Consider the following 17570-nt stretch of genomic DNA (forward strand, 5'->3'; position numbering starts at 1 on the left):
GCCGGTCAGACGGTCCGCTCCCCCATCTTCCGGGCGAAGGCGTTGGGGTCGGCGTCGTACCCGCGGAGGGCCTTGCGGAACTCCCAGGCGCCGTCGGCGTCCCGGCGGAACTCCGCGACGGTGGCGGCGAGGGCCCCGGAGACGCTCTCGAAGTCGTCCCGCGCCAGCTCCGCCGGCCCGTTGAGGACTTGGACGGCACTGTTCCGGACCTCGGCGAAGGTACGGCGCCCCTCACCCTGCTGGATGGCCACGCCCACGACCACGCGCGCGAAGGTGGGCGCCATCCGGTAGAGCTCCAGGGTCATGGCCTCGTCGATCCCGAACCCGAGGCCGTTGCGGCTGTCACGGGTGAGGGTGATCGTGCCGTCGGGCGACCGGCTGTCGAAGTGGACGAGGTACACGGGCTCGCCGTACGGGTCCTCGGCGGAATAGGCACCGGCGATGATGTCGAGATCGCAAGTGGGTTCGCCGAGGGGACTGGGGTCCCACTTGAGCGCCACCTGGACCTTTTCGAGGCCCTTGTTGAGATTGCCGTCGGGGCCCTTGCTGATGCTGCTCACGGGCTTCCCCTTCCCCCGGGACGGTGCGTGCGCGACGTGTACGGGCGCCATCGTATCGGCGGGCCCGCCGGCCCGGGACCGCTCCGCCCACAAGGGCGGGAAAGCGGGCCGGGGATCCGGAGAGCCGGCCGGAGCGGCGCGGCGGCGGTCCGGCGGTCCGGCGGTCCACCCGGACGGGGGTCAACTGCCGGTCGCCGCCGTCGCGGTGGCGCCGCCCCGGGCACCTCGTGACGCACGACCGTGCCGGCGGAGCGTCAGGACCGCGGGTGGTTGAACCAAGCCGCGCCGTCCTTCATGGCCGTGAAGGCGACGACCAGACCACCGGCGATGACCCAGAGCAGGCCGGGCGGGAAGAAGTAGATCCCGGAGACGATCATCAGTGCCCCGACGACGATCGCGGCGATCCGCGTGCCACTGCCGCCCTTGCCGAACTTGGCGCCGACGACGATCTCCGCGATCGACAGGATCAGCGCGAAGGCCCCGAGTCCGAGCAGCAGCCCGGCCGATACGCCCTCGGGCATGCCCCCCTGCTCCTCGATGGCGTCACGCACGTCGCTGTTGCCCAACAGGGCGCCGCTCCCCGCCATGAACAGACCACCGATCAGGCCCAATCCGCCGAAGACGAAGAGCAGCACCCGTGCCGTCTTGAGGGTGCCGGACATCTGCGCCGGCATCTGGTTACCGCCCGGATACCCGCCATAGGGCTGCCCCGGCTGCTGCGGGTAGGGCGCCTGGCCGTATCCCTGCCCCGGCTGCTGCGGATAGGGAGCCTGGCCGAATCCCTGCCCCGGCTGCTGGGGAGGTGAAGGGTACTGCCCGCCCTGGGGCGGTCCGTACGGGTTGTTCGGACCCGCGTCACTCATGTCCGCATCCTTCCGGGAGTTTTCACATCGCGACTACCCTGCGCCGATCTCTCGAACCTACCCCGCGCGGCTCCCGCCCGGCAGGGGCCGGCGCCACCGCGTTCCCACGCCGGTCGCAGCCGACGGGACGTCAGACCAGCGGGCCAACCGCCGGCGCAGAGGCAGCGCAGGGGGCAGACCCACCGGCTTCGACCCCGAGCGCTACCGGCGACGCAACGAGGTCGAGCGGACTATCAACCGGCTCAAGAACTCCCGCGCCGTCGCCACCCGTTACGACAAACGCGCCTACGTCTTCCACGGCACCGTCACCGCAGCAGCCATCCGCTTATGGCTCCGCCCATGATCCGCCGGACAGCCCCTAGTGACCTGAGTCGGAAATTCGTCGTTGGTTCGGTATGAGTCGTCCGGGTCCGAAGATTCCGCCGTTGTCGGTCACTGATGCCCAGCGGGCCGTGCTGGAGGGCTGGGTGCGTCGACGCTCGACGGCCCAGGCTCTGGCCCAGCGTTCAAGGATCGTGCTGGAGTGCGCAGAGGGGCACTCGATCATGGAGGTATCACGCCGTCTGGGTGCTTCTCCGGACACGGTCCGCACCTGGCGGCGGCGTTTCATCGAACGCGGCCTGGACGGCCTGTCCGACGAGCCGCGGCCCGGTGTCCCACGGAAGATCACCGACGCGGACGTCGAGCGGGTCATCGTCAAGACGCTGGAAGAGAAGCCGAAGAACGCCACCCACTGGTCGACTCGGTCGATGGCGGCGGCCACCGGCATGTCGCAGTCCGCGATCTCGCGGATCTGGCGGGCGTTCGCGCTGGCCCCGCACCGCTCGCAGACGTTCAAGCTGTCCACGGACCCTCTGTTCATCGACAAGGTCCGTGACGTAGTCGGCCTCTACCTGGACCCTCCGGAAAAGGCCCTCGTCTTGTGCGTGGACGAGAAGTCGCAGATCCAAGCCCTGGACCGGTCCCAGCCCGTGCTGCCGATGGCTCCCGGGGTTCCCGAGCGTCGCAGCCACGACTACGTCCGGGCCGGCACCACCACCCTGTTCGCGGCCCTGGAGGTCGCCACGGGGAAGGTGATCGGCTCTCTGCACCGCAGGCATCGGGCCGTGGAGTTCAAGAAGTTCCTCGCCAAGCTGGACAAGGAGGTGCCCCCCGACCTGGACGTGCACCTGATCCTGGACAACTACGTCACCCACAAAACGCCGGTCATCAAGAAGTGGCTGCCGGCGCATCCCCGTTTCCATCTGCACTTCACGCCGACGAGTTCGTCCTGGCTGAACCTGGTGGAGCGGTGGTTCGCCGAGCTCACGCAGAAGAAGCTCAAGCGGGGCGTTCACCGCTCCGTCCAGGCCCTCGAAGGCGACATCCGGTCCTGGCTCGCCGACTGGAACAACAATCCACGACCGTTCGTCTGGACGAAGACCGCCGACGAGATCCTCGACAAAGTCGCGGCCTACTGCCGACGAATCTCTGACTCAGGTCACTAGCGCGACTGCGCTCCCGGATCGGCCGCAGCGGCTAGATGGAGGCGGTCGGCGATGATCGTGCAGAGTGACCGTGTCGTGGCTTCGTCGATGTCGTGAGTGATCGCGCCTTCGAGTGCGAAGGTGGCCACCGCCACCTCACTGGGCCGGTCCTGGCCGGCGAGGGGCTGGGAAAGCTGGCCTTCGAAGAGGTCCTCAATAGTCCGGTGGAAGCCGGTGTGCCAGGTGCGGACAGCGTCTGAGACAGACACGCGGCTGTGCACCGTGGCCATCAGGTGCCGGAAAGGCCGCAGTCGCTCGATGAGCCACAGGAACTGCTCAGCCAGCGAGCGACCGGTCAGCGACGCGTGTTCCCGCAGCAGTACGTCCAGGTAGCGGTCAGCCACGGCGACCAGCAACTCGTCCTTGTCGCGGAAGTACCAGTAGAGAGTGTTCGGTGCGACGCCTGCGTGCTGGGCAAGCCGGCTCATCGATGTGGCGTCGTAGCCATCGGCGACGAGCAGCTCCGCTGCCGCGGCGAGCAACTCATCACGCTTCTGCTCTTTTGGGATCGGGTGGCGGTTGCGTGGCACCCCTTCATCTTGACAGGCATTCAAGCGGCCGCCAACATCTCTTGAATGTCAATCAAGAAAGATCGAGAGATGACCAACATCACCCAGCCGGAGCGTCGCGAGCTGCACTTTGTCTCCGGTGCTGACCGCTGTCACGCGTGGCTCTACCTGCCCGCCGCCCCGGACGCCGGTCTGCCGCCAGTCGTGGTGATGGCCCACGGTCTTGGGGCGGTGAAGCAATTGCGACTCGCAGCGTTCGCGGAGAAGTTCCAGGCCGCGGGATACGCCTGCCTGGTTTTCGACTACCGCTACTTCGGCGACAGCGACGGCCACCCGCGAGAGCTGCTCAGCGTCCGCCGCCAGCGTGAGGACTGGCGCGCCGCGGTGGCGTTCGCCCGGTCACTACCGGATGTCGACAGTTCCAGGGTCGTACTGTGGGGCACCTCGTTCGGCGGCGGACACGCCATCTCCACCGCTGCGACGGACCACGGCGTGGTCGCCGCTATCGCGCAGTGTCCCTTCACGGACGGCCTGGCCTCTGCTCTGCGGCTTTCAGTCGGCTCGCTCGTCCGGCTGGTAGCAGTCGCGATCAAGGACCATTTCGCTCGTCTCCGTGGCCGACCGCCGGTTCGCGTCAAGGTCGCTGCCCGGCCCGGGGAGCTGGGGCTGATGGAATCCCCTGACGTGGTCGACGGCGTACTCGGACTACTTGAAGCGTCCGGCCTGACCGAGGAGGAATACCGCAACGAGGTGCCGGCACGGGTCGCGCTTGAGATACCGCTCTACGCCCCGGGTCGGCTTGCGCGCAGGATCCGCTGCCCTCTTCTTGTGTGCGTCTCCGACGCCGACACTGTCGCCCCGGCCAAGGCCACCCTCCGCCACGCCTCCAAAGCACCCCACGGGGAGGTCACCCGCTACCAGGCAGGCCACTTCGACATATACGTCGGCGACCTGTTCGACAAGGTCGTCGCCGATCAGCTCAATTTCCTGCGCAGACACGTCCCGACCACAACCGCCTGACCAAGTGATCGACCACGAGAGCGCTCTGTCGCCGATCGCCCTGGGCGGAGGAATCCAGCTGCCTCCGGACCCCGGGCAGTGGCTCTACCCGCGGCCCGGAATGTCGTACGTGGAGGTCACCGACCTCAAGCCCTGGACGGCCGCACCGGCATGGCTTCCGGCCCGACGCGACGCCCCGTTCGTCACCGCTCTCCGGAGGGCGACAAACTTCTCCTGGGAAGGGGCAGGCGCTCGTGAAGGGCCCGGGTGCACGTTGGGTCGGCGCAACCGCTCAGCGCCCACGGCCCCAAAATGCCTTCGTTCACCGCACAGTTCCCCGGCTTAGAGATCACCTCATTTGGGTGACTCGGTATTTTGTGAGTCATGGTGGGGATCGTTGAGCGGCTGGTGCCGGACGAGTTGTGGGAGTTGTTCCAGCGGGTGGTGCCGGAGGTGCCGTCGCGGCCGCAGGGCGGTGGTCGGCGTCGGGACGGCGACCGGGAAGTGCTGGCCGCGATCGTCTTCGTGGCCACGTCGGGTTATACCTGGCAGCAGCTGCACGCCCACCTGCGGCGATGGCTACGCGAACGCGGCATCACCCACCGCATCGCCCGCAAGGGAGTCGAGCCCTCGCAGCGGCTGGGCCGCCACCGCTCGACCGTGGAACGCACCATGGCCTGGCTCGCCGGCTGCCGCCGCCTCCACCGCCGCTACGAACGCAAGGCCGACCACTTCCTCGCCTTCACCAGCATCGCCTGCACCCTCATCTGCTACCGCAGGCTCGCCAAATGAGATGACTTCTAAATCCCGCGGGCCTCCGGACTCCCGCCACCCACATCCCGAGCCAGTTCCTGCACATGCTCGTTCCCGGCCAGATCGGGATACTCCGTCGTCACCCGCCGCAGCTCCCTACGGATGAAGTCGGCGCCGGACGCCACGAATTCAGCCGCTGGGCACCACAGCTCGGTGTCCAGGTAGCTCGGGGTGACACGAAGAGCACCGTGCTGGTCCAACTCAAAGCCGATGGACTCGTCGTTCTCAGTGAAGTCGATCCGGCCCAGGCTGTCTCCCCCCTGGGCGTACACCATCACCTGCTGCACGCAATACATCGCGTCGAACAGCGGCACCCAGCCCCACGGCGGTCCGATATCGATGCCGGAGTGAGTAATCGAGAGACGACCGAGGAAGTAGTACCACCTCAGGTCGGTTCCGGACAGGGTTGACAGGCCAGCCCCGTCCTGGTGAGTTCGCTCGCGCCCGTGGGCCGCGTACTCGCTGCTCGGCGCGAAGGAGATCTCCATCTGGGGCTCATCTCACCGGGAAAGCATTGCGGACCTTGTTGAGCTCGGGATCATAATAGACTCGCATTTTGTACAGCGGAGTCCTATTGCGGTCCCTCATGTGTCCGATTTTCTCATCATACTTGAGTTCCTTCACAACCCCGTCTCGATTTTGGGTTCCCGTCACCACCCTGCCGCGCCTGAGCACTTCCTTGATGACAGCCGCACGTGACGCCTTCGTGGTCCCAGGCAACCACTCCGTCTTGGAGCGGTCCGTCGAGAACATGCCCTCAGGCGTGTGGTTATGCCTGATGTGGTCGTCCTCGATAGAAGGGCTACACCTTTTGCCGTTGTTGTTGTGAACCAGCAGCGGCGTTTCGCCTGCCAGCACGTAGTAGGTGTGCAGGCCGTTGACGGTGAGGTCGTGTGTGCGTTGCGGGCCCTGCTGATCACGGACTTCAGTAACGGCCACGCTAGCGCCGTTCGGGGTACGCAGTGTGTCGCCGACCCGGAGGTCACCAGCGTTCTTCCACCGCTGGTCGTCCTCGTCGAGCCAGAATGGGTGGTTGTCGGTCGCCGTGACGGTGGCGGAGCCTCGGTCGGTGGCAAGGGTGAGCCGGGTGAAGTCCTTGTCGTCCTCGGTGGTGATCACGTTGGTCACCGGCCGGGCCGCCGTGATCGGACGCTCCGGGTCGGTGGCGATCACACGGTCCCCGATGCGGATGTCCTCAATGGCCCGGTGGGTTCCGTCGGCGAGCAGCACGGGGGTGCCGGGCGGGAAGCTGTGGGGCTTGGCGCAGGTCGCGGCGTCGCGTTCCCGCCTCGCGCGGTCAGCGAGTTTCCGCGCCTCGACCTTGGCGAGCGCGCGGGCGTCGATCAGGGTGTTGGCGCGGAGCGGGTAGGTGAGGCGGACCTTGCATCCGCAGCGATCGGCGTCGGCTTGGGCTTGTGCCTGTACGCGGGCGGCGACCGAGGCGTAGAGGGGTCCGGCTCCCGGGTTGGAGCACTTCAGGGTTCCCGAGACGTTGTTGCCCCGGACGGGGAAGGTGCGCTGCGGGCTGGTGCACTTGCCGGCGGGTTTGCCGTCGATGGTGAACGTGGCGCTCATCACCGCGGTGACCTCGCCCTTGGTGACGCGTTCCCGTCGGGCGATGGAGGTGACCTCACCGGTGAAGCTCTGGGTTGCGGTGCAGCCCTCCGGGCTGCAGTCCATCTCGCCCGCGCCGTCGAGGGTGAAGGTGATGCCGCGGTCGGTGGCGTCCTCCAGTTGGTCGGCGTATGCGACCAGGGTGTCGAACATCTTGTCGGCGGCGTCGGCGAGGATCGGGGTCAGGTCCATTCCCTCGGCACCACCGGCCGCCAGGGGCCCGGTGGTTACCGTGCGGGGAGCTGTCGGTGTTTCACCGTTCTCCAGCTGGTCCTTCATGTCGGAGAGGCCGTCGCGGAGGTCGTACGCCTCCAGCCGCAGCACCCGGTGCGGCTTCTCCCTCGTCACCAGCAGGCGGCCTGCCGAGGTGTCCATGCCGAGGGCGGGCGTTCCGTTCACGGTCAACGGCCGCTGCCCGGGCGCGCCCGACGCCTTCGCGTCGTTCGCCACCGGGGGCGGTGACTTCTCCAGGGCGTCCAGGGCCTTGTCCAGCACGGCGGCCAGCTTCGGCGGTGCGATGGTGCGGGCCAGGGCCTCGTCCAGAAGCTCGGAGCCGTCGTCCAGCCCCACGATCCACTCGCTGGGCGGCGCCTTCTCGCCGGCCGCCACGTCCTTCCTGGGGGCGGGGTCGACCTGCCAGCGCGTGAACTTCTTGCCGCCGATGCGCAGTACGTCCCGGCCGCTGTCGCTCCGGCCGGAGGACGTGGTGCCGAACTGGCTGCCGTCGGCGGTGACGGTGATGTCGTTCTCGGTGATGCCGAGGGTCGAGGTGTCCTTGTAGCGCAGGCCAGGGGCGTCGGCCAGGTCGTCGACGGCCGCCCGGAACGGTTGGAGGTCCCGGCGGGCCGCCTGCTCCTCGTCGGAATCAGAGAACGAGGACGTCAGAGACAAGAGCCCGGCCACCAGCGTCACGATGACTAGACCGACCACGCCAATCAGTGATGCCCGTTGACGTCCAGTCAGTGCCTGGAACCGCACCATCCACGGCCTGCCGGTCGGTCGGCCGGCAGGCACCGGAGGCTGAGTGAGGGCCGGGGGCAGGTTGGCCCGGCCCGGGGCGGCGGCGGACGGCGGCGAAAAATCCGGGAGGGGCGGCGAGTCAGCGGGGAGTGGTGGCGAGGCGGGCGTTGGGGGGGCCTCCGGTGCCGGTGTCGTGCTCGGCTCGTTCCCCGGGGGGCCGAGCACAGGTTCCTCGCCGCTTGGTTCTCGTTCGGTCATGACTCCCCCTCATGCGCATCCATGACGTGCTCCCACAGGACCCGGAGATTGGTCACCGTGGCAGCCGACTCCGGGCGGCTGGACCCATTTGCCCGTGGGAGCACGGAGAATACCGATCCGAATGCGCTCAGTTACCGTCGTTTGGAGCCAAGTTCACAGAATCCGACCATCGCAGTCGCGAGCGCTGGCGGTAGGGGCCTGGGCTTGTACGGGTAAAGAGCCCGGGGCCGTAGTCCCCCCAACTCAACATGGAGCGGTGGCTAGAGGGCCAGGCCAAGCACGAAGACGCAGCCCTGAAGAGGCGCCGACGGACGGGAGCGATCCATCGAGCATGCCCTCCTGCGGGCGCACAGGCGTCAGGTCAGAGTTTCCCCGATCCGGTGCAGGTAGCTGAAGTCGTGGTCACGGCGAGCCCTGCTGAGCGGGCGGATCTCGCGGGTTGCCACGTTCAGCGCGTAGCCGCCCACCGCTCCCAGCAACCAGGTCAGGCTGCGCCACGCTTCCGGCGGCGGCCGCGAGGGCCAGTGTCACCGTCACGGAGCGGTCGACCCACGCCATCCGGCTGCTCTTAGCCGCCGCCCGGTAGTCCTCGACGGACTCTCCGATCTCCCGGTGCAACTGGGCCAAGACATCGGCCGGGTGCTCGTAGTCGCGGCGGAGGCCACTGAGCATGCGATGCAGAGCCCGCATGAGGCGATGCCGCTCGTCGGCGTACTCCCGGATCTCCTCCACGGGCACCTGCGCGTCGTGCATGTGGGTCAGTTTGGAGGCCCGCAGGACGTGCGGGGTGAGATCCCGGCCCGGCAGCACGCCGGCCGAGCGGCCCAGGCGGTTCAGCAGCCGGTCGACCGCGTGCCGGTCCATCGGTTTGCCGGCGTCGTCCAGGAGCAGCCGGCCCTCCGTGCGGCCGCCGGCGGCGACGTCGATCAGGTCGCAGAGCCGGTCCGGCAGCGGGAAGACGCGGCCCTTGCCGCCCTTGCGGCGCAGATCCAGCCTGCGCGCGCCGTCCAGCACCCTGACGTCCGCCAGGGTCGCCGCGCAGCACTCGGAGACGCGGCCGGCCAGGGTGTAGATCAGGACCGGTACCAGCGCCTCGCGCGGTGTGGCGGCCGCGTTCACCACGGCCTGGAATTCGGGCACTTCGAGCACGGGGGTGGCGGTCGTCTCGTCACGGGGGTCGACCTTGGGCCGGTCGTGCCGGGTGACGGGGGAGGCGAGGGGCTGCTTCGTCTTCCACGCCGCGTACTCGGTGAGCGCCGTGAGCACCGACAGGCGGCGGTTGACGGTCCGCGGGGCCCGCCCCTGGGCCTTTTGCGTCTTGGTCCACGTCTCGACCATGCCGGGGGTGACGGCACCGACGAAGAACCGCTCGTGCCCGCCCAACTCCCGTGCCACACCGGCCCACAGGCGCAGATCGTCGGCGTAGTCCCGCTTCGACTTCACCGCGGGCACGGCCTCGGAGCCCAGCCAGGAGGCGACGAGGAGGAAAGTGTCCCGGTCGCACAACTCGGCCAGCAGCTCCAGCCGGTAGCGGCGGGGGCCGAGGCGCCGGGTGCGGGGATCGCGAGGGGCGACCGTGCCGAGGGTGTCCCGCAGCCAGTACAGGGCCTCGTCGGCCATGCCGGGCCGCTCCAGCTCGGCCCGCGACCGGGCGGCGAGCGCGGTGTGCTCGGCCGTCACACCGGTTTGTACATGCCCGCGCCGTCCGCCTCCGGCCGGCAGCGGCGCGGGGCACGGCCGCGGCCCGCGCGATGGCCGAAATCTCCGGCTGTCGACACCGCCCCCGGTCCCATACCGGCCCCGGCCACACCCCGCACCGAACAGGAGCGAAGGGCGCCGGCCCGCGCCGCGCCCGGCCGCCGCCGCAAGGACAGACGGTGCGACCAGGAGTCCACCCAGGTGCCGCGACGCCCGGAGGTCAGCGGTCCGCCGGTCCCGTCCCCCCGCCCTCTCCGCGACGGCGCCGTCCGCACCGCGCCGGCCGGGGCTTCCCGGACGTGCGGGCCCCGGCCACCGGCCGCACGATGAGTCCTATGACCGAGATCAGCGAACCGCGCGTCGAGGCCCCACCGGTCGTGGTCTGGCCCGTCACTCCGGGAGAACCGCCGTTCCGCCTGGTGGAGATCCGCGGAGAGGCGGTCGGCAAGGCCGAGTCGCTCGTGGACGTCCTCACCTACGCGCACGATGCCGGACTGCGCCACGTGGATCTCGACGATCCCGCCGTGGTCCGGTGGGTGGGCGGCGGCAAGTACACCTGGGTGCCGCACCACAAGCTGCTGTGATGCCGTTTCCCCGGATCCCGCTTCCGGTGATCCCGCGTACCGGCCACGGCCGCCGTCCCGCCGCCTCCGGCCCGTCCTCACCGCGCCCGCCGCCGGTCCGCCCGGCCGGCGGGCCCGCGCGTGCGGACGGGTTCAGAGCCTCCCGCGCCCGCTCAGGGTGTCGCGGGCCCGGTCCACGAGCCCCGCGCCCGGGTCGAGCAGCCGGTTGACGGGCGGGGTGTCGGGCGCGCCGGGGTGCGGGCGGGTGGGAGCGGCCCGCTTGGCCCGGCGGATCTTGCCGCCCAGCGCTTCCAGCCGCTCGGCGGGGCAGACCTCGCGCAGCCGGGCGAAGAGGTGCCGCTCCTCGTCGTGGATGTGCGCGGTCACTTCGCCGATCAGCCGGATGACGAGCGTGTCGAAGTCCGGATCGACGGGCCTGCGGCTCTCCAGGTCCTTGAGAAGCCGCTCCACCGCGGCGTGGTCGGCGATCTCCTTGTCGGCGAGCTCGGCGCCGCCCGGCACGCGTTTGCGCACCTCCGGATACAGGTACTGCTCCTCGGCCACCGCGTGCCGGACGAGTTGGATGGTGATGCGGTCCAGAAGTTGCCTGCGTTCCGGGCGGCCGGTCGGGACGCCCTGCAGACTCTCGAACAGTTCATCGACCTCGCGGTGATCGGCCGTCAGCTCCGCGATGGCGTCCTCACCGTGGTTCATGCCCGCCTGCCTCTGCCTGATCGGATATGTGACGGGCCGCCGACCGCACCGCACGACGCCGTCCACCGGCGGACCGCGACCCCGGAGTACCCCGGCGCCGGTCCGCCACACTCCCGCGGGCGCGCTGCGCGCCCGCGGGCCGGGGTCCGGACGGGCGCCGCACCGCCCACAGCGGTATCCTATAGTCTCATTTATCCGTATTGCCGTGAATGCCCGCTACCGGAAAGAGCGTGTCATGGCCTCAGCCCATCCGCCGGGGCTGCTCCGCAGGCTTCCACTGCTGCTGCGGAGTCCGGACCCGCAGGCCATGCTCGGCGTCCTGACCGAGGACCGGGAGGACGACGGGGAGCCGGCGCCACTGGCTCCCGGAAGTACCCGGATATACGTCAAGGGCGCCGACGGCGTCGACGTCTTCCCCGCCAACTCCGGACCCGGCGGATCCGGACCCCGGCCCGCGGACCAGGCGTTCGACGAGGCAGTCGCCGAGGTGATGCGCACCGGACGGCCCCTGCGCTTCGACGGCCCGGACACCGTGGCACTGCTGCCCCTGGCCGCCGACGGCCGGGTCGCGGGGGTCCTGGCGGCGGGGCTGCGTCCCGCGGACTCGGCCGGCGGCCCCCCGGACGACCCGGCCCTGGAACTGCTGGCCGAGGCCTGCGCGGTACGGCTGAACAGCCTCGCCCACCAGTCCGTCGAACTCCTGGCCGAGGCGGCGCAGGCGACCCGGACCGGGGTCTTCGCCTGGGACCTCTCCCGGAACTCCGTCCGCTGGGACGAGCGGGCCTGCGCCATCTACGGCGTCGACCCGGCCGAGTTCAACGGCGAGGAGGAGGCGTTCTTCGGCTCCCTCCACCCGGACGACCGGCCGGCGGTCCAGGCGGCCATCGCGGAGGTGACCGAGGCGGCCGTCGCCTCCCCCGGCGGGGCCGGCGAGACCGGCGCCTACCGGCTGCACTACCGCGTCGTCCACCCGGACGGCAGCCACCACCCCGTGCTCGAACACGGCCGGGTGGTCATGGGCGAGGACGGGCGCCCCGCCCGCGCCGTGGGCCTGGTGCTGCGGAGCCCGCCCGGGGTGACGCCGGCCCCGCCCTCCCTCTCCCCCGACCGCTCGCGGGACGCCTTCCTCTTCAGCCTGACCCGGGCCCTCTCCAAGGCCGTGACCGTACGGGACGTCACCCGGGTCATGACCGATCTGACCCGTCCGGCGCTGGGCGCCGCGAACGTCACCGTCGGTGTCGTCGAGCGCGGCGAGCTAACCGTCGTCGGCCGGACTCCCGTCGCCCCGGAGCTGCGGCATCTGCACGCGCCGGCCCGGAGGGTCATGGAGCTGGCCCTGGAGCGGGAGGAACCCCTCTTCCTGGAGGACCTCAACCGGCTGGCCGGCACGGGCGTTCCCGAACTGTCCGCCGCCGGTCCCATCCCACCGCGCGCCTGGGTGGTGCTCTCGCTCTCCTCCTCCGACCGGCCCACCGGTGCCTGCCTCATCTCCTTCGCCGGCCCGCGCCACTTCGACCCCGGCGAGCGCACCTTCTACACCGCCGTCGCCGCCATCCTGACGCAGAGCATCGAGCGCGCCCGGATGTTCGACTCCGAGCACCAGCGGGCGAGCGAACTCCAGACGGCGATGCTCCCCCGCGGCCTCCCTCCGCTGCCTTCGCTCAGCACCCAGGCCCGCTATCTCCCGGGCACGAGCGAGATGAACGTCGGCGGGGACTGGTACGACGTCCTGCCGCTCGCGGACGGCACCGCGGCCCTGGTCATCGGGGACGTCCAGGGGCACGACGCCCACGCCTCCGCGGTCATGGGCCAGCTCCGCGTCATCCTCCGCACCTGCGCCGAGGCCGGCATGAACCCCGGGAGCGTCCTGGCCCGGGCCAACCGGGTGCTCGGCGATCTCGACACGGGCCGCTTCGCGACCTGTGCCTACATCCTCCTCGACCCCTCCGACGGCTCGCTGGAGGGCGCCCGGGCGGGACACCCCCACCCCCTGCGGCTCTCCCCCGGCTCGGCCGGTGAACTCCGGCTGACGGGCGGCCCCCCGCTCGGGGTCGTGCCGCACGCCCGGTACCCGACCACCAAGGGGCGTCTCGCGGACGGCGAGACGCTCATCCTGTTCACCGACGGCCTGGTGGAGCAGAAGGGCGCCGACATCGAGGCCTGCGTCGAACGGATGCGCGGGGAACTGAGCCAGTGGATGCGGGCCGCCGAACGGGAGCGCGGCGGTCCCGTGAGCCTGGAGGAGATCACGGACTTCCTTCTCCGGGAGGACGGCGATCCGGAGCGTTCGGACGACATCGCCCTGCTGGCGGTCCGCCGCACCGGCGGAGATCCGCCGGCCGTTCCGGAATTCCCGCGCACCGGCCGGAATACGCCCTGAGCCATTCGGGTGACACTCATTTGCGTTCCAGCCGCGCCCGTACAAGAGTCGAACTCACCGTCAGCCGGCGTCTCGTGCTATCAAGACGACGCAGCACGATGCCGTCCCGCCGGTCGAGGCATCGGCGTGCTGCGCGAAAACCGGCGGACACATTCATTCCGACGTTGCCGACGCCGGTGGCGGAGAGGCGAGAATTCATGGTCTCGGACATGCAGACGAGGGAAGTTCCGGCCGGCCCGAGGCCCAGGACACCGGGGAGAGTGGTCGTCGACTGGCTGACGACCACCGACCACAAGAAAATCGGCGTCCTTTACATGGTCTCGGCGTTCATCTTCTTCGTGCTCGGCGGAATCCTGGCTCTCGCCCTGCGGGCCGAACTGGCCCGGCCCGGCACACAGATCCTCACGAACGAGCAGTACAACCAGGCGTTCACCATGCACGGCACCGTCATGCTGCTGCTGTTCGCCACCCCCCTGTTCGCCGGATTCACCAACGTCATCATGCCGCTGCAGATCGGCGCACCGGACGTCGCCTTCCCCCGGCTGAACATGTTCTCGTACTGGCTTTTCCTCTTCGGGTCGCTGATCGCGCTGGCCAGTTTCCTGACCCCCCAGGGGGCAGCGGACTTCGGCTGGTTCGCCTATACGCCGCTCTCCCGCAAGGAGTACTCACCGGGTGTCGGCGGTGACATGTGGATCATGGGTCTGGGGATGTCCGGCTTCGGGACCATCCTCGGCGCGGTCAACTTCATCACCACCATCATCTGCATGCGCGCGCCGGGCATGACGATGTTCCGGATGCCGATCTTCGTCTGGAACACCCTGCTCACCAGTGTCCTGATCATCCTGGTGTTCCCCGTGCTGGCCGCCGCCCTGTTCGCCCTGGAGGTCGACCGCCTCTTCGGGGCCCACATCTACGACCCGCAGAACGGCGGGCCGCTCCTCTGGCAGCATCTCTTCTGGTTCTTCGGCCATCCCGAGGTCTACATCATCGCCCTGCCGTTCTTCGGCATCATCACCGAGGTCATCCCCGTGTTCAGCCGGAGGCCGATCTTCGGCTATGTCGGCCTCGTCGGCGCGACGCTGGTGATCACCGGTCTCTCGGTCTCGGTGTGGGCGCACCACATGTTCGCCACCGGCGGAGTGCTGCTGCCGTTCTTCTCCTTCATGTCCTTCCTCATCGCGGTGCCGACGGGCGTGAAGTTCTTCAACTGGATCGGCACCATGTGGAACGGCTCGCTGTCGTTCGAGACGCCCATGCTGTGGGCGCTGGGATTCCTGGTCTCCTTCCTCTTCGGCGGTCTGACCGGCGTGCTGCTCGCCTCTCCGCCGCTCGACTTCCATGTCACCGACGGCTATTTCGTCGTCGCACACTTCCACTACGTGATCTTCGGGACCGTGGTGTTCGCCATGTTCGCCGGATTCCACTTCTGGTGGCCCAAGTTCACCGGGAAAATGCTGGACGAGCGGCTGGGCAAAATCCATTTCTGGACGCTCTTCATCGGATTCCACACCACGTTCCTCGTCCAGCACTGGCTCGGAGTCGAAGGCATGCCGCGCCGTTACGCCGACTACCTCGAGGCCGACGGTTTCACCCTGCTGAACACCGTCTCGACCATCGGCTCCTTCCTGCTCGGCCTCTCCACCCTGCCGTTCCTCTACAACGTCTGGCGGACGGCCAAGTACTCGCCGAAGATCCTGGTCGACGACCCCTGGGGTTACGGCCGCTCGCTGGAGTGGGCCACCTCCTGCCCGCCGCCCCGGCACAACTTCCTCACCCTGCCGCGGATCCGCTCCGAATCACCGGCCTTCGACCTCCACCACCCGGATCTCGCCCTCATCGACGAGGAGGAGAACACCGGCCGCCGGGACATGATCGAGCCCGGAAAGGGCGCCGCCGCCCCGCTCGGCGACGACCGCGGACAGGGCCACGGCGACGGCCGCGGCAAGGGCTGAGGCCACCGTGCGACCCGATCGCGAGGAGATCAGCGCCGGTCTCGCCCAGTTGGAGGGGTACCTTCGCGGCCGGACCCATGTGGCCGACGCCCGGTCCGAGGCGGAGGCGTTCGCCGACCGCATGCCGTGGCTGACGACGGCTCAGCGCGAGGAGATCGTCGGCGGCTACGTGGAGGACCGGCTCGCCCTCACCCGGCGGCTCCTGGAGCACATCCTGAAGCGCTCGGCCGAACTGCGGGCCGAATACACCGCCCGGTACGCGGCGCTGCGCCGCCGGGTGCTGTGCGCGGCGGTCGCCGCGGTGCTCGGGTCACTGGCGCTGAGCGTCTGGGCCCTGACCGTGGCCGGGCTCAGCCGGTAGCCGACGCGTGTCTCAACCTCCCCCGGAGGGCGGCTCCTCGGCGCCCTCCGGGGTCCCTTCCTGCTCGCCGGGGTCCGCGGGCGCGCCGAAGGTCGTCCAGGCCGCCCGCTCCGGTACGGGGCACACGGGGCGGCCGGCGACGGCGTTGAGGATGGTGGCGGCTCGCCAGGCGCCCAGGGTGAGGTCGGGGGCGCCGACCCCGTGGGTGTGCAGCTCGGCGTTCTGCACGTACAGCGCGCCGGTGACGGCCGGGGCGAGCGCGACCCGGTAGTCGCCGTCGACCCGGTAGCGGCCCCGGTCGTCCCAGTCGACGAGACCGGCGAGCGGTTCGAGGAAGGCCGGGCGGGCGGCCGCGTAGCCGGTGGCCGCGACGACGGCCGAGGTCCGCACCGTGAACCGGCTGCCCTGCTGGGCGTGGTGACAGCGCAGCAGAAAGCCGCCGGGCTCCGCCTCCGCGCCGGTGATCTCGACACCGGGGTGCAGAGCGGCGCGCGGCGCGGTGCCGCCGATCGTGCGCTCGTACAGCTCGTCGTGGATCTCGGCGAGCGTCTGCTCGCTGACGCCCTTGTACAGCTGCCACTGCTCGCGGACGAGCCGCTCCCTCACCTCCCGCGGGAGTCCGCGGAAGTAGCGGATGTAATCGGGGGTGAAGTGCTCCAGGCCGATCTTGGAGTACTCCATGGGCGCGAAGGCGGGGGTGCGGGCCAGCCAGCGGACGTACGGGCCGCCGGTGCCGTCGCCGCTCTGCCGGCGCAGCAGGTCGAGCACCACCTCGGCGCCGGACTGGCCGGCACCGACCACCGTGACGTCGTCGGCGGCGGCGAGGCGGGCGCGGTGGGCGCGGTAGTCGGCGCTGTGCAGGACGCGGCCGCGGTGCTCCCCGGTTAGCAGCGGGCGCAGCGCCTCGGGGAGCACCGGTTCCGTTCCGACGCCCAGCACGATCCGGCGGGCCGCCACCGAGGAGCGGTGGCCCGCCGCGGAACGGTGCTCCACCCGGAAGACGCCGTCCGCGCCGTCCCACTCCACCGAGGTGACCTCGGCGTCGAAGCGGCAGGACGGCAGACGCTCGGCGGCCCAGCGGCAGTAGTGGTCGTACTCGCGCCGGGGGATGTGGAAGCGCTCGGAGAAGAAGAACGGGAACATGCGGCCGTGGGCCCGCAGGTAGTTCAGGTACGACCAGGGGCTGGTGGGGTCGGCCATCGTCACCAGGTCGGCGAGGAACGGCACCTGGAGGACCGTGCCCTCCATGAGCAGCCCGGGGTGCCAGGAGAACCGGGGCCGGGCGTCGAGGAAGAGGGTGCGCAGTTCCGGTACGCCGTCGGCCAGGGCGGCCAGGGAGAGGTTGAACGGGCCGATGCCGACGCCGACCAGGTCGTAGGGCGTGTTCTCGGCCGGCGCCGTCACCGCCGTTCCTCCGCGGGGACGGGGGCGGGGCCGGCGGGCACGCGGGGGATGCGCGGCGCGGGGTGCGGAACGGCGGCGTCCGGACGGTGCAAGAGGTCTCCCGGGCGGAGGGGTGCCGGGATCGGCCTCCCCGGCGCAAATCCAGGAGAGGCTAACCGGACGGGCCCCGGATGCCAAGCGGACCCAACTCCCCTTCCGGTGCCGCGCGGTTCGGCGGCCCGGCGGGGACGTGCGCGCCTCCGCCGCGGGGTGCCCGGAAGGTCAACGCCCTCGGGCGCGGTGGGGAGGGGTGCGAGCGGGGCCGGGGCCGGGGCGGGGCCCCGGTTCCGGGGGGGGTGGCTCGGGCGCGAACGCAGCGGTGGGGGCCCCGGCCTGCCGGCCGGGGCCCCCACC

The 17570-nt window shown here is 70.2% G+C and carries 16 protein-coding genes and 1 pseudogene; 8 read left to right on the plus strand and 9 right to left on the minus strand.

Annotation, left to right across the window (positions count from 1 at the left end):
• Positions 1-5: 5 nt before the first annotated feature.
• A complete protein-coding gene (locus IF83_RS0127655) occupies positions 6-560 on the minus strand; it encodes a TerD family protein (RefSeq protein ID WP_244177237.1) in 555 nt (184 codons plus the stop codon).
• A gap of 254 nt (positions 561-814) precedes the next feature.
• Positions 815-1423, minus strand: a complete 609-nt coding sequence (locus IF83_RS0127660; protein ID WP_030548792.1) for a hypothetical protein — start codon at positions 1421-1423, stop codon at positions 815-817.
• 130 nt (positions 1424-1553) lie between these two features.
• On the opposite strand from IF83_RS0127660, the pseudogene IF83_RS32655 reads away from it, so the two are divergent.
• Together IF83_RS32655 and IF83_RS0127665 are read left to right on the plus strand one after the other, a co-directional pair.
• Positions 1554-1766 (plus strand): annotated as a pseudogene (locus IF83_RS32655) (IS5/IS1182 family transposase); the annotation flags it as partial.
• A 52-nt stretch (positions 1767-1818) separates the two neighbouring features.
• Positions 1819-2910, plus strand: coding sequence for an IS630 family transposase (locus tag IF83_RS0127665; RefSeq protein ID WP_030548794.1), 1092 nt, complete (start codon positions 1819-1821; stop codon positions 2908-2910).
• On the opposite strand, the gene IF83_RS0127670 is transcribed toward IF83_RS0127665, so the two are convergent.
• Entirely contained in the window at positions 2907-3479 is a 573-nt protein-coding gene (locus tag IF83_RS0127670) for a TetR/AcrR family transcriptional regulator (RefSeq protein WP_030548796.1), read from the minus strand. The genes IF83_RS0127665 and IF83_RS0127670 overlap by 4 nt on opposite strands.
• A gap of 45 nt (positions 3480-3524) precedes the next feature.
• Here IF83_RS0127670 and IF83_RS0127675 point away from each other — a divergent pair, with 45 nt between their 5' ends.
• Complete coding sequence (locus tag IF83_RS0127675; RefSeq protein ID WP_244177238.1) at positions 3525-4478, plus strand: alpha/beta hydrolase; 954 nt, start codon at positions 3525-3527, stop codon at positions 4476-4478.
• Positions 4479-4841: 363 nt separating this feature from the next.
• Positions 4842-5249 carry a transposase gene (locus tag IF83_RS32660; RefSeq protein WP_078843956.1) on the plus strand — a complete coding sequence of 136 codons (408 nt, stop codon included), beginning with the start codon at positions 4842-4844 and terminating at the stop codon, positions 5247-5249.
• A gap of 8 nt (positions 5250-5257) precedes the next feature.
• Here the strand turns inward: IF83_RS32660 and IF83_RS35150 are convergent, their stop codons facing one another.
• From IF83_RS35150 to IF83_RS0127695, 3 genes are all read right to left on the minus strand, one after another.
• Positions 5258-5758, minus strand: coding sequence for a hypothetical protein (locus IF83_RS35150; RefSeq protein ID WP_244177239.1), 501 nt, complete (start codon positions 5756-5758; stop codon positions 5258-5260).
• Between the two features lie 7 nt (positions 5759-5765).
• Positions 5766-7814: a Hint domain-containing protein gene (locus IF83_RS0127690; RefSeq protein WP_158711121.1), complete on the minus strand. Its 2049-nt coding sequence runs from the start codon at positions 7812-7814 to the stop codon at positions 5766-5768.
• A gap of 690 nt (positions 7815-8504) precedes the next feature.
• Complete coding sequence (locus IF83_RS0127695) at positions 8505-9782, minus strand: tyrosine-type recombinase/integrase (protein WP_030548807.1); 1278 nt, start codon at positions 9780-9782, stop codon at positions 8505-8507.
• Between the two features lie 353 nt (positions 9783-10135).
• Between IF83_RS0127695 and IF83_RS0127700 the strand changes: the two genes are divergently transcribed.
• On the plus strand, positions 10136-10384 hold the full coding sequence (locus IF83_RS0127700; protein ID WP_030548809.1) for a hypothetical protein: 249 nt from the start codon (positions 10136-10138) through the stop codon (positions 10382-10384).
• Between the two features lie 132 nt (positions 10385-10516).
• Here the strand turns inward: IF83_RS0127700 and IF83_RS0127705 are convergent, their stop codons facing one another.
• Complete coding sequence (locus tag IF83_RS0127705) at positions 10517-11077, minus strand: hemerythrin domain-containing protein (RefSeq protein WP_030548811.1); 561 nt, start codon at positions 11075-11077, stop codon at positions 10517-10519.
• Between the two features lie 235 nt (positions 11078-11312).
• On the opposite strand from IF83_RS0127705, the gene IF83_RS0127710 reads away from it, so the two are divergent.
• Positions 11313-13457, plus strand: a complete 2145-nt coding sequence (locus tag IF83_RS0127710; RefSeq protein ID WP_030548813.1) for a SpoIIE family protein phosphatase — start codon at positions 11313-11315, stop codon at positions 13455-13457.
• Positions 13458-13473: 16 nt separating this feature from the next.
• On the opposite strand, the gene IF83_RS33915 is transcribed toward IF83_RS0127710, so the two are convergent.
• On the minus strand, positions 13474-13668 hold the full coding sequence (locus IF83_RS33915; protein WP_158711122.1) for a hypothetical protein: 195 nt from the start codon (positions 13666-13668) through the stop codon (positions 13474-13476).
• On the opposite strand from IF83_RS33915, the gene ctaD reads away from it, so the two are divergent.
• Both ctaD and IF83_RS0127720 read left to right on the plus strand, forming a co-directional pair.
• The gene (gene ctaD, locus IF83_RS0127715) at positions 13667-15412 is read left to right on the plus strand and encodes an aa3-type cytochrome oxidase subunit I (RefSeq protein WP_051723483.1); all 1746 of its coding nucleotides are present in this window, start codon (positions 13667-13669) and stop codon (positions 15410-15412) included. The two genes, IF83_RS33915 and ctaD, sit on opposite strands and share 2 nt — an antisense overlap.
• Positions 15413-15419: 7 nt before the next feature.
• Positions 15420-15773 carry a hypothetical protein gene (locus IF83_RS0127720; protein WP_030548816.1) on the plus strand — a complete coding sequence of 118 codons (354 nt, stop codon included), beginning with the start codon at positions 15420-15422 and terminating at the stop codon, positions 15771-15773.
• 12 nt (positions 15774-15785) lie between these two features.
• On the opposite strand, the gene IF83_RS0127725 is transcribed toward IF83_RS0127720, so the two are convergent.
• On the minus strand, positions 15786-17177 hold the full coding sequence (locus tag IF83_RS0127725; RefSeq protein ID WP_051723482.1) for a lysine N(6)-hydroxylase/L-ornithine N(5)-oxygenase family protein: 1392 nt from the start codon (positions 17175-17177) through the stop codon (positions 15786-15788).
• Positions 17178-17570 lie beyond the last annotated feature (393 nt).

Source organism: Streptomyces albus subsp. albus (assembly GCF_000719865.1).
Lineage (GTDB): Bacteria > Actinomycetota > Actinomycetes > Streptomycetales > Streptomycetaceae > Streptomyces > Streptomyces albus_E.

Coding starts and splice junctions, on each gene's coding strand:
- IF83_RS0127700 (WP_030548809.1), top strand. CDS start 10,136: ATGACCGAGATCAGCGAACCGCGCGTCGAGGCCCCACCGGTCGTGGTC.
- IF83_RS0127675 (WP_244177238.1), top strand. CDS start 3,525: ATGTCAATCAAGAAAGATCGAGAGATGACCAACATCACCCAGCCGGAG.
- ctaD (WP_051723483.1), top strand. CDS start 13,667: ATGCAGACGAGGGAAGTTCCGGCCGGCCCGAGGCCCAGGACACCGGGG.
- IF83_RS35150 (WP_244177239.1), bottom strand. CDS start 5,758: ATGGAGATCTCCTTCGCGCCGAGCAGCGAGTACGCGGCCCACGGGCGC.
- IF83_RS0127665 (WP_030548794.1), top strand. CDS start 1,819: ATGAGTCGTCCGGGTCCGAAGATTCCGCCGTTGTCGGTCACTGATGCC.
- IF83_RS33915 (WP_158711122.1), bottom strand. CDS start 13,668: ATGTCCGAGACCATGAATTCTCGCCTCTCCGCCACCGGCGTCGGCAAC.
- IF83_RS0127710 (WP_030548813.1), top strand. CDS start 11,313: ATGGCCTCAGCCCATCCGCCGGGGCTGCTCCGCAGGCTTCCACTGCTG.
- IF83_RS0127660 (WP_030548792.1), bottom strand. CDS start 1,423: ATGAGTGACGCGGGTCCGAACAACCCGTACGGACCGCCCCAGGGCGGG.
- IF83_RS32660 (WP_078843956.1), top strand. CDS start 4,842: ATGGTGGGGATCGTTGAGCGGCTGGTGCCGGACGAGTTGTGGGAGTTG.
- IF83_RS0127705 (WP_030548811.1), bottom strand. CDS start 11,077: ATGAACCACGGTGAGGACGCCATCGCGGAGCTGACGGCCGATCACCGC.